The sequence below is a fragment of the Pseudoalteromonas sp. 20-92 genome (assembly GCF_030847595.1).
Lineage (GTDB): Bacteria > Pseudomonadota > Gammaproteobacteria > Enterobacterales > Alteromonadaceae > Pseudoalteromonas > Pseudoalteromonas fuliginea.
Map to the genome: position 1 here is coordinate 1 of NZ_JANJGQ010000005.1, position 12,028 is coordinate 12,028.

General features: G+C 39.5%; 9 protein-coding genes. 8 read left to right on the top strand and 1 reads right to left on the bottom strand.

Features of this window, described 5'->3' with window-relative positions; translation table 11 throughout:
• Positions 1 to 802 precede the first annotated feature (802 nt).
• The 5 genes from NRL14_RS06620 (at position 803) to ihfA (ending at position 6,338) form a co-directional block, all read left to right on the top strand.
• On the top strand, positions 803 to 1,858 hold the full coding sequence (locus tag NRL14_RS06620; RefSeq protein WP_033039151.1) for a DUF2066 domain-containing protein: 1,056 nt from the start codon (positions 803 to 805) through the stop codon (positions 1,856 to 1,858).
• Entirely contained in the window at positions 1,858 to 2,568 is a 711-nt protein-coding gene (hda, locus tag NRL14_RS06625) for a DnaA regulatory inactivator Hda (protein WP_007378325.1), read from the top strand. The genes NRL14_RS06620 and hda overlap by 1 nt, the downstream gene beginning before the upstream one ends.
• A gap of 84 nt (positions 2,569 to 2,652) precedes the next feature.
• The gene (gene pheS, locus NRL14_RS06630; RefSeq protein ID WP_007378326.1) at positions 2,653 to 3,633 is read left to right on the top strand and encodes a phenylalanine--tRNA ligase subunit alpha; all 981 of its coding nucleotides are present in this window, start codon (positions 2,653 to 2,655) and stop codon (positions 3,631 to 3,633) included.
• 15 nt (positions 3,634 to 3,648) lie between these two features.
• On the top strand, positions 3,649 to 6,036 hold the full coding sequence (gene pheT / locus NRL14_RS06635) for a phenylalanine--tRNA ligase subunit beta (RefSeq protein WP_306724278.1): 2,388 nt from the start codon (positions 3,649 to 3,651) through the stop codon (positions 6,034 to 6,036).
• Between the two features lie 2 nt (positions 6,037 to 6,038).
• A complete protein-coding gene (gene ihfA / locus NRL14_RS06640) occupies positions 6,039 to 6,338 on the top strand; it encodes an integration host factor subunit alpha (RefSeq protein ID WP_002960690.1) in 300 nt (99 codons plus the stop codon).
• 78 nt (positions 6,339 to 6,416) lie between these two features.
• Here ihfA and NRL14_RS06645 read toward each other — a convergent pair whose 3' ends face one another.
• Positions 6,417 to 7,217 carry a DUF2989 domain-containing protein gene (locus NRL14_RS06645; RefSeq protein ID WP_007378328.1) on the bottom strand — a complete coding sequence of 267 codons (801 nt, stop codon included), beginning with the start codon at positions 7,215 to 7,217 and terminating at the stop codon, positions 6,417 to 6,419.
• Positions 7,218 to 7,359: 142 nt separating this feature from the next.
• Here NRL14_RS06645 and NRL14_RS06650 point away from each other — a divergent pair, with 142 nt between their 5' ends.
• From NRL14_RS06650 to NRL14_RS06660, 3 genes are all read left to right on the top strand, one after another.
• Positions 7,360 to 8,802 carry a glyceraldehyde-3-phosphate dehydrogenase gene (locus NRL14_RS06650; RefSeq protein WP_007378329.1) on the top strand — a complete coding sequence of 481 codons (1,443 nt, stop codon included), beginning with the start codon at positions 7,360 to 7,362 and terminating at the stop codon, positions 8,800 to 8,802.
• A 217-nt stretch (positions 8,803 to 9,019) separates the two neighbouring features.
• Complete coding sequence (locus NRL14_RS06655; protein WP_008136269.1) at positions 9,020 to 10,147, top strand: M14-type cytosolic carboxypeptidase; 1,128 nt, start codon at positions 9,020 to 9,022, stop codon at positions 10,145 to 10,147.
• A gap of 376 nt (positions 10,148 to 10,523) precedes the next feature.
• The gene (locus NRL14_RS06660) at positions 10,524 to 12,026 is read left to right on the top strand and encodes a sodium:alanine symporter family protein (RefSeq protein WP_007378331.1); all 1,503 of its coding nucleotides are present in this window, start codon (positions 10,524 to 10,526) and stop codon (positions 12,024 to 12,026) included.
• Positions 12,027 to 12,028 lie beyond the last annotated feature (2 nt).

Genomic DNA, 12,028 nt, shown 5'->3' on the forward strand with positions numbered 1-12,028 from the left:
GCATTTGCTATGTGAAAGTAGGACATTACCAGGCTTCAAATTAAAGAAACCCGTTGCAGCAATGTGACGGGTTTTTTGCTATCTGGGATTTAGTGAATAGCCAAGAGTCCATGCCGAACTCCGTAGTGAAGTCAAAGCTTCGACCGATGATAGTGTAGCATTTGTTATGTGACTTTCTACCGCTGTGGGCACTAAGACATTACCAGGCTTCAAATTGTAGAGAGCCCGACTAGAAATAGTCGGGCTTTTTTACGTCTGCAGAAAAGTGAAATGCGGATGATTAATGCGCACTTATTCAACACCCATCACCTAGGGCAGGTGCAGCGACTCCAGACGAAAAAATCTGATATTCTATTGCGTAGCGTACCGACTTCATATTGTAGATCGTCTGAAACTAACGATTCGGGCTTTTTTACGTCTGCAGAAAAGTGAAATGCGGATAATTAATGCGCACTTATTCAACACCTATCACGGTAGGTCGGGTGAGCGCAGCGACTCTCGACGCAAAGATAGTGTAGCATTTGCTATGTGGCTCTCCACCGCTGTGGGCACTACGACATCCTACTGCGTAGCGCACCGACCTCAAATTGTAGAAAGCCCGAATCTAACGATTCGGGCTTTTTTACGTCTGCAATAAAGTTAAGGGTAGGTGAATAGCGTACTACGTACTTATTTATATTTAATCTTTTTACTTTCTACAAAAGCCAATTACTTTCATTTCCTTAGATAACAAATTTAATTTTGCTTTGTTACTGTCTTTGATTTAGGATCAAATCAGTTTAAAACCAAGAACTAATAGCCTGTGTATAGATTATTAATTAGTGCCATATCCATTTTATTTTGTTTTTCTGTAACGGCAGTTGAAGTAACTGATCTATATCAAGATATTTTAAAAGTGGATGACAAAACACGAGACACTCGATTAGCGGCGAGTCGTAAAGCTTTGCTCAATGTCTTAGTGAAAGTAAGCGGTGATGAAACTGCGGATCAAAATAAATTAGCACAGCAACGCACTAAAGATATTTCTGATTATATGCTTAAGTTTGAATATGACGAGAGAGCAAATGGACAATTGAAACTCGTTGTTAAATTTGAAGCTCGAAAGATCAACGCGCTAATCAAAGAATTAAACTTACCTTTATGGGGAGTGCAGCGCCCATTAGTTGCAATATGGTTAGGTATTGAAGACAACTGGCGCAGAGAATTAGTAACACAAGAAAGTTACCCGCAGCTAGAGCAGTTAATTTATGACAAGGCAGGACGCCGGGGGCTACCCGTTGTAGTGCCATTACTAGATTTACAAGATAGACGTTTAGTAGGTATCCCTGAAGTATGGGGTAACTTTTCAGAACCAGTAGAAGAGGCTTCTAAACGCTACAGTGCTGAGCGAAGTATTACGGCAAGAATGTATAAAGAAGCGGATAGCGAAAATTGGATTTTAGATTGGCGTTTTACAAATGATGATTTATTTGATTCAAATAGATTAACGGGTGATAAGCAGCAAATAGTAAGCCAAATGATCGATACCTTAGCACGAGGTCTTGCAAGCGAGTACGCTATTGATCCAAATGCTTATTATGAACAAGCTACTGCTATGCTTACGCTAAAGGGCACGCAAAGTTTTATTGATGTTGAATTAGCAAAACGAAGGTTATTGAGTTTAAGCGTTGTTACTCAAGTTAAAATTGTGCGCAAAACACCGGAGTTTGTAGAGTTTAAGCTAAACCATACTGGCAACCTAAGCGATCTTAAAAAAGGATTAGGGTTAGACTCCTCATTTAAAGATTATGAGGATCCACGCGCTTTTTATCATGTTGTTGATAAAAATAGCTTAGAGTATCAATGGATAACGCCATAATGCTAACTTCTGAGCCGATGCAAATGGCATTACCGGTTACTTTACCGGATGACGAAACATTTGCATCGTACTTTGGTGGAGAAGATTCGTTAGAAGTTAACCATTTGAAAGATAGTTTTTCGAAGTTAGCAAAAACGTTTCAGTATACCTATTTATGTGGATTAGGTGACTCGGGTAAGTCTCACCTTTTGTATGCGACATGCATTAAAGCTCAAGAGCGTGGCCTGTCTAATATGCTACTGTCTATGCGCGAAGTGATTGATTTTGGACCTATGGTACTAGACGGTTTAGAAGCGCTTGATGTTTTATGTATTGATGACGTGCATTTAGTCGCAGGGAATGATGCATGGGAAAAAGCACTATTTAACTTTTTTAACCGGTTTAACGAACCCGGTAAGATGTTAGTAGTAACTGCCGATTTACTTCCTAGCATGCTTAATATTACGTTGCCAGATTTAGAGTCTCGCTTAACGTGGGGAACAACCTTTCAAATTCGCTCTATGAGTGATGACGATAAAGCACAAGCACTTGTTAAGCGCGCCCATATGCGCGGCCTTGAATTAAGTGATGAATGTGCACGTTTTTTATTAACGCGTTTAAGCCGTGATATGCGTGCTTTGCTCGATGTACTCGACAAATTAGATCATGCGTCAATGGCTGCACAGAGAAAATTAACAATTCCTTTTATAAAATCAACGTTAAAGCTGTAGTAGGTCTAGAATCTAGACCCTGCTTTCAGTTATCATAAGCTATTACTTAACAGCAATCACCTTCTGTGAAAGATCAGGTATCGAATGAACTTAGAAAACATATTAGCGCAAGCACTTGAGGCGGTAGCCAGTGCCAGTGAAATCGCGCAGTTAGAAGAAATCAGGGTTAATTACCTTGGCAAAAAAGGCGAAATCACAAGCTTGCTTAAAACGCTAGGCAAAATAGCACCTGAAGAACGTAAAGAAGCAGGCCAAGTTATAAACCAAGCTAAACAAGATGTACAAGCTGCTATCAACGAAAAGCGTGAATTGCTAGCAAGTAAAGCACTTGAAGAAAAGCTAGCTGCTGAAACTATAGATGTAACTCTACCTGGGCGTGCTATGCCTACTGGCGGTTTACACCCAGTTACGCGCACTATTGAGCGCATAGAAAGCTTTTTCGGTGAGTTAGGTTTTGAAGTTAAATCTGGTCCAGAAATCGAAGACGATTTTCATAACTTTGATGCGCTAAATATTCCAGAGCACCATCCAGCACGTGCTGATCATGATACCTTTTATTTCAATCCTAAATTAGTACTACGTACACAGACAAGTGGCGTGCAAATTCGTACTATGGAAACTGAGCAGCCACCACTGCGCATCATTTCACCTGGACGTGTATACCGTAACGATTACGATCAAACACATACACCTATGTTTCATCAGGTTGAAGGTTTAATGGTTGATACCGATGTTAGCTTTACTGAGCTAAAAGGTATTTTGCATGATTTTTTACGTAACTTTTTTGAAGAAGATATGGAAATTCGTTTCCGTCCTTCATTCTTCCCATTTACAGAACCTTCAGCTGAAGTAGATGTTATGGGTAAAGACGGTAAGTGGTTAGAAGTACTAGGCTGCGGCATGGTACATCCAAATGTACTTAAGTCTGTGGGCATTGACCCAGAAAAATACACCGGCTTTGCTTTTGGTATGGGTGTAGAGCGTTTAACTATGTTGCGCTATGGCGTAAACGATTTACGTGCATTTTTCGAAAATGACTTAAAATTCCTGAACCAGTTCCGTTAAGAGTGAAACAATAAAATGAAATTTAGTGAAAAGTGGTTAAGAGAGTGGGTTAATCCTGCTATTGATACGCAAGCTCTTTCGGAACAGCTTTCAATGGCTGGTCTAGAAGTTGATGGCGTTGAGCCTGCTGCAGCCAAATTTAATGGCGTAGTTGTAGGTGAAGTTGTTGAATGTGGACAACACCCAGATGCAGATAAACTGCGTGTTACCAAAATTAACGTAGGTGGCGATGAGCTACTTGATATCGTGTGTGGTGCAGCAAATTGTCGTTTAGGTATTAAAGTTGCTGTTGCAACTGTGGGCGCTGTACTGCCTGGTGACTTTAAAATTAAAAAAGCCAAACTACGCGGCCAACCTTCAAACGGAATGCTATGTGCTTTTGTTGAGCTAGGTATTAGCGAAGAAGGCGACGGCATTATGGAATTGCCAAGCGATGCACCAGTAGGCACTGATTTACGTGACTACCTAGGTCTTGATGATAATATTATTGATGTTGACTTAACACCAAATCGTGGTGATTGTTTAGGCATTAAAGGCCTTGCTCGTGAAGTAGGTGTTTTAAATAGCATTGACGTAAACGTATTAGATATCCCTGCGGTTACGCCAACAATTGATGCCAAAGTATCAATTGAGCTAGTTAACGAAGATGCATGTCCTCGTTACCTTGGCCGTGTGATAAAAGGCATTAACCTTGATGCTGAAACACCACTTTGGATGGTTGAAAAGTTACGTCGTAGTGGCGTACGTTCAATCGACCCAGTAGTTGATGTTACTAACTATGTATTACTTGAACTTGGTCACCCAATGCACGCGTTTGATTTAAATGCGATTGAAGGTGGTATTAAAGTTCGTAGTGCAAACGCAGGCGAAGAACTTGTTTTATTAGACGGTAATACCGCTAAATTAAACGACACAACACTTGTGATAGCCGATCATAATAAAGCACTTGCAATTGCGGGTGTTTTTGGTGGTGAGCAATCAGGTGTTACAGATAAAACATCTGACATTTTACTCGAAAGTGCATTTTTTAATCCTGTAGCAATTGCAGGGCAAGCACGTAGCTACGGTTTACACACTGATGCTTCACACCGTTATGAACGCGGTGTTGATTTTGCTCTACAACACGATGCAATGGAACGTGCAACAGCGCTACTTCTTGAAATTGTAGGTGGTCAAGCAGGCCCTGTAGTTGAAGCTGTTGCGGCTGATAAACTACCAAAAGTGACAGAAGTACGTCTTCGTCGTGCACGTTTAGACCGTGTTATTGGGCATCATATTGAAGATGCTAAAGTAACAGATATTCTTACGCGTTTAGGTCTTGATGTTAAAGTAGAAAATGAAAGTTGGAGTGCGGACGTACCAAGCTACCGTTTTGATATTCGCATCGAAGAAGATTTAATAGAAGAAGTAGCACGTGTTTACGGTTACAACAGCATTCCAAATGTTGCACCAACTGCAAAACTTAAAATGACGACACATAACGAAGCAACTATTGCGCTTAGCAAGTTCCGCAATACGTTAGTTACTCGTGGTTACCAAGAAGCAATTACATACAGCTTTGTTGACCCTAAAGCACAAGCTATTTTACACCCAGAGTGTAAAGCAATGGTATTGCCACATCCTATTTCAATTGAAATGTCGGCAATGCGCGTAAGTTTAATGCCGGGTTTATTAGCGTCTGTAGCGTATAACCAAAATCGCCAACAACCTCGTATTCGTTTATTCGAACATGGTCTTAAATTTATAAGCGACGAAAGTGCAGAAAACGGTGTTTACCAAGTACCGGTTATTGGTGGTGTTATTACTGGTCTTGTAAATGGTGAACATTGGGTTGAAGAGAAACGTAATGTTGATTTTTATGACCTAAAAGGTGATGTTGAAGCCTTACTTGCAATTACCAATGACGTTACTCGTTTTGAAATTAAAGCAGAGCAGTCAGATGGACTTCACCCTGGTCAATCAGCAGTAATATATGTTGATGGTAAAAAGGTTGGTTTTTTTGGTGCTTTACATCCACAAGCTCAAAAGTTGTTAGATATCAACAACGCAACTTTTGTTTTTGAAATTGAAATGTCAGCAATAGAAAAAAGAAATTTACCGCAAGCAGAAGGGGTGTCTAAATTCCCTTCAAATCGCCGCGACATCGCGATTTTAGTGGCAGACAGCGTTAAATCGGGTGACATTTTAAGCGTGATCGAAAAAGTTGGCGGAAATCAATTGGTTGACCTAAACTTATTCGATGTGTATAAGGGCAAAGGTATTGAGCCAAATTATAAGAGTTTGGCGATTGCTCTAACACTGCAAGCGGTTGATAGAACACTCGAAGAGAAAGATATCAATCTAGTAGTTGATAACGTGGTGGCCGAATTGGCCGAACAGTTTAATGCATCGTTGAGGGACTAGATATGGCGCTTACTAAAGCCGACATAGCTGAACACCTATTTGAAAAGCTCGGGATCAATAAAAAAGATGCCAAAGATTTAGTTGAAGCGTTTTTTGAAGAAATCCGCTCAGCGCTAGAAAAAGGCGAGCAGGTTAAGCTCTCTGGATTTGGTAACTTTGATCTTCGAGACAAAAAAGAAAGACCAGGCCGCAACCCGAAAACAGGCGAAGATATTCCTATTTCGGCGCGTCGTGTGGTGACCTTTCGACCAGGTCAAAAGCTTAAAACCCGCGTAGAAGTGGGCACAAGTAAAGCAAAATAAAAAAAGGCAGCGTAAGCTGCCTTTTTATTTTACATGAATAAGCTAACTAAAAAGTTAGCTTATTTTTATACTAATAAATTAAAACTCTCTAGGTGATACAAACTCACCGTTTTGTATTTGCAAATATGTTTGCTCTGCAAGTATATCTAAGCTGTCTAAGCTCTTACCGCTACTAATTAGTTGATGTTCTATTGGCAGCAGTTCAATATTTTCAATACCGAACATTTGGCCCACTTTAGAAAATATATATGCATGCTTAAATTTATCATGTTTATAAAACAGGCTAATTAATGAGGTAAGGACTTCGGGGTTAGGTACGGTGTCTTTTTTATTTAACTCTAATGTTTTGTAGAGTAAATCAATGGTTTTTTCATCATCGAATTTAATGTAATACGACGCTAAGAAAAATTGCATTTCAGCACTTTGTGTCACACTCGTTTCGTTTTCTAGCGAAAGAAGTTTAGTTAGTGCACTTTGATTATTATTGCGCGACCAATGGTAATAAAGTAAACCTGGGTGGTTAGTATTTTTAGTATCTTGATATAAGCGTGTTATTTCTTTAATACTAGTTAGTTGCCCATCAATACGAGAGGTTGTTTTTTCTTTGAGTTTTACGTGCTCGATTTTTGCAGCCAATGTTATGCATTGATTGTAGTCTTCAAATCCTTTAAGTAATTGGTATTTATTTTCATCTGTCGGGTCTTTATATTCTGTGTAGCGTTTTATAATAACCTCTGCGCGAGGCTCCTTACAGTGGCTATCTTTATTTAGATCGGCACAAAACCCTGGTGTTTCTTTGCATACCTTTGAGAGTGTCAACTGATCTCCACACCCAGTTAGGGCTACCAACCCTAGTAAAACACTTGCTTTTAGAAACATCCCTTAACCCCAAATGAATATATACCCTCCTATTCTAGCTCAATCATTTAACTCCTAACAGTAGAGAATAACGTCAGATTAAATTAGAATGGCAGTGCCCATTTGGGCTATCCGTTCAAAATGTTTAACTTAGGTAAATAAAATGACCTCATCTCACGAGTTAGAATACACAAATAGTTGGCAAGAGCGCCAAGATTACGCAGAAAGTATGCAACCAATCATTGGTAAGCTTTATCGTAATCGTGGTATTGAAATTGCTGTATATGGCCGTCCTCTCGTAAATGCCAGTACTATCGATATTATCAAATCTCATAAAACCGTTGCTCAGTTTGAAGGCACTAAATTACGTTTGCGCGAAAGCTTCCCATTTTTAGAAGCTATCAGCAAAATGGAATTAAACTCTGCACGTATTGATATTGGTAAGCTTGCATATAGTTATTTATTCACTGAAGCCGCAAATGGTCGTTCAGTCGAAGAGTTTGTTAAAGACGAACTTGCAGAAATAGCTGATTTACCAGCGAAAGAACCGCGCGATGTTGTGTTGTATGGTTTTGGTCGTATTGGTCGTTTACTCGCGCGTTTATTAATTGAAAAATCAGGTCCATATTCAGATTTACGTTTGCGCGCTATTGTTGTGCGTGGTGGTAAAGATGGTGATCTCGAAAAACGTGCAAGCTTATTGCGTCGCGATTCAATTCACGGTCCATTCAATGGCTCAATCACGATTGATAAGGAACGTAATGCAATTAAAGCTAACGGTAGCTACATTCAAGTTATTTACGCTAACTCTCCTAGCGAAATTGATTACACCCAATACGGTATCGACAATGCATTAATCGTTGATAACACTGGTATTTGGAAAGACGAAGCGGGCCTTGGCCAACACCTAGAGTGTCAGGGCGCTGCAAAAGTATTATTAACAGCACCAGCAAAAGGTAATATCAAAAACATCGTATATGGTGTGAATAACAAAGATATTTTACCTGAAGATAAAATTGTTTGTGCAGCAAGCTGTACAACCAATGCAATTACACCAACGCTTAAAGCATTAAACGATAAGTTTGGTATTAATAATGGCCATGTTGAAACTGTACACTCGTACACGAACGATCAAAACCTTATTGATAACTACCACAAAGCAGAGCGCCGAGGCCGCGCCGCAGCACTTAACATGGTAATTACTGAAACGGGAGCTGCAAAAGCGGTTTCAAAAGCATTACCAGAGCTTGAAGGTAAGTTAACAGGTAATGCTATCCGCGTACCTACGCCTAACGTATCGTTAGCTATTTTAAACCTTAATTTAGCAACAAGTACTTCTGTTGAAGAGCTAAACGCATTTTTACGCGATACAGCACTTCATTCAGACTTACGTGATCAAATTGATTACACTGCATCAACGGAAATTGTATCTACCGATTTAGTCGGTAGCCGTTACGCAGGTGTTGTTGATTCACAAGCAACAATTGTTGAAGATAACCGTATTGTTTTATATGTATGGTACGACAATGAGTTTGGTTACAGCTGCCAAGTAGTACGTTGTATGCGCGATATGGCCGAAGTGTCATTCCCAAGCTTACCTCGTTAATTTGTTTGCAGTGACGTAAAAGCCAGCATGTTGCTGGCTTTTTTGGTCGTGTATTATTTTTAAAGCGTATGCCTTGTGATAGGCTTTAATTATTCAAATGTTAGCAATGCTCAGTTTTTATTAGTATTGCAATATTTTACTACGTGTATTTAATACCAGTAGTGTTAGTTCTGCAGAGTAAAAAGCAGATAAACTTATTCAACCTAAAGGTTTTTCCATGAAAATCAGCAGCAATTTCGACAGTGGTAATATTAAAGTTATTGAAGCCACCGATCCTTTAAATATTCAATTAGAAATTAATAAAGATCATCAGTCTGAATTTTATCAGTGGTTTCACTTTCGTCTTGAAACAACACCTTACCAATTGCATAAGTTAAATATTAATGAGCTTGATAAATCAGCTTACCCCGATGGTTGGGAAGGGTATCAAGCCGTTGCATCATATGACCGCCAAACATGGTTTCGTGTACCATCAAGCTATGAAAATGGCACTTTAAGCTTTGAAATTGAACCAGAGTGCGGCAGTGTGTATTTTGCTTACTTTGCACCATATAGTTACGACCGCCATTTAGATTTATTATCTTGGGCACAAAGCCAAGGCGCTTGCCAATTAATAACGCTTGGTGAAACACTCGATGGCCGTGATATGAGTGTGCTTAAAATTGGTGAACCAAGTGAAGACAAGAAAAACATCTGGATCACAGCACGCCAACATCCAGGTGAAACAATGGCGCAGTGGTATGTAGAAGGTCTATTGCACAAACTTCTTGATGACGAAGACCCACATGCAGCTGCGCTTCTATCAAAAGCAGTATTTTACGTTGTGCCAAATATGAATCCAGACGGTAGCGCACGCGGACATCTTCGTACTAATGCTAAAGGCGTTAACTTAAACCGTGAATGGCAAACACCAAGCATGGAAAATAGCCCTGAGGTTTACCTAGTGCTAAATAAAATGCGCGAAGCTGGCTTAGATATGCACCTAGACATACACGGCGATGAAGCGATTCCGTATAACTTTGTGGCAGGCAGTGAAGGTATTCCAAGTTACGATGCACGCCTAAAAGGCCTTGAAGATAGCTTTAAAGCCGCGCTTTTAACGATTACTCCAGAGTTTCAAGATGAGCATGGCTATCCAAAAGATGAGCCAGGCCAAGCTAACCTAACGGTAGGTTCAGCAGCAACCGCTGAAGAATTTAAAGCATTAACGTACACAATTGAAATGCCATTTAAAGATAATAACGATTTACCTGATCCAGACTATGGCTGGTCAGACCGTCGTTCGTATCAATTTGGTCAAGATACGTTAGCGGCAATTGTTAATGTTGTTGATAATTTAAGATAAAACATTTATTTGAAGGGTATCAATAGTTTTGATGCCCTTTTTGTTTTTAGTAAAACCCCTTTTACAAAAAATAATAATCATATAGCAACTTCATTCCAAAACGTTTTTAACGTTTCTTCGCTGCGTATCATCACCGTATCGGTACAAATCAATCTACTTTCCTTTAAATACTGCTGATGAAGTGCCTTGCAATAGCTACGTAATTAGATATTTTGAAAATTAAGTGTTAACAAAGTTAGGTTACTTAAGTTAAGATTAATTAAATCATGAGTCGGGACGGGAGAGGCAAAACCTTATTTCGTAAAGCTTATGTTGCGTAGTAGCTAAAGCAGAGTCTCGTAACTAAAAATAATAAATATAACTATAGAGGATATCCATGGAAGCTATTGTAAGCGCTGTTAATGATGTTGTTTGGAGTAATGCACTCATTTATTTATGCCTAGGCGCAGGCTTGTTTTATTCAGTATTAACTCGATTTGCTCAAGTTAGACATTTTAAAGAAATGTGTAAGTTATTATTTAGTCCTAACACGTCAGATAAAGGTATCTCATCTTTTCAAGCCCTTGCAGTCTCGTTGTCTGGACGAGTAGGCGTCGGTAATATCGCTGGCGTTGCAGCGGCTATTGGTTTTGGCGGACCAGGCGCTATTTTCTGGATGTGGGTTGTTGCTTTTCTAGGCGCAAGTACCGCATATGCAGAATCTACTTTAGGTCAAATTTATAAAACAGAAGAAGACGGGCAATACCGTGGTGGCCCAGCGTATTATTTTGACCGTTGTTTAGGACAAAAATGGTTGGCTATTTTATTCGCTGTTTCGGCAATTATAGCATGTGGTGTCTTTCTGCCTGGCGTACAAGCAAATGCGGTAGGTAATGCGTTTACCCAAGTGTTTGGCAATGGCAACATGGTTTCTACTAGCTTTGGTGATGTAGGCAGCTTTAAATTAGTCGCTTTAGCAATTATCCTTATTGTTTTGGCATTTATTATTTTCGGCGGTATAAAACGTATTGCGAACTTTACGCAAATTGTAGTGCCATTTATGGCGCTTGGTTACATAGTACTGGCACTAATCGTGGTATTTTTAAATTTAGATAAAGTGGGCGATATATTTTATTTAATTATTAGTGATGCATTTACTGCGCAGGCAGGTTTTGGTGCTGCTATTGGTTGGGGCGTTAAACGTGGTATATATTCTAATGAAGCTGGCCAAGGTACTGGGCCTCATGCAGCAGCTGCAGCAGAAGTTGATCACCCTGCTCAACAGGGCTTAGTACAAGCTTTTTCTGTTTATGTTGATACCCTCTTTGTGTGTACTGCAACTGCATTAATGATTTTAATAACGCAGCAATACAACATTGTTGGTGAGCTACCAGCAGGGCAATTTATTGTACAAAATGTTGATGCAGCCACTGAAGTGGGATCAGCAGCCTTTACTCAAATGGCTCTATTTAGTGTATTTGGTAGCTTTGGACAAGCATTTGTCGGTATTGCATTATTCTTCTTTGCCTTTACCACAATACTTGCTTATTACTTTATTGCAGAGACTAATATTGCTTACTTAAATCGTTATTTTAAGGGCAGTATTCCGCTTGTTCTTGTGAAGTTTGTAATTATGTTTATGGTTGCATACGGCATGGTAAATAATTCAGGTTATATTTGGACTATTGGTGATATTGGCGTTGGCTTAATGGCTTGGATTAACATACTCGGTATTTTAGCCATTTTCTTTGTCGCTAAGCCTGCTTTGCTATGTTTGAGCGATTATGAAGAACAAAAGAAAAAAGGCGGAAAAGTCATATTTGATCCAGTTAAATTGGGTATAAAAAACGCCACATTCTGGGAAAAACGCTTAGAAAAGCAGTCAAAAGACGCAGAGTAATT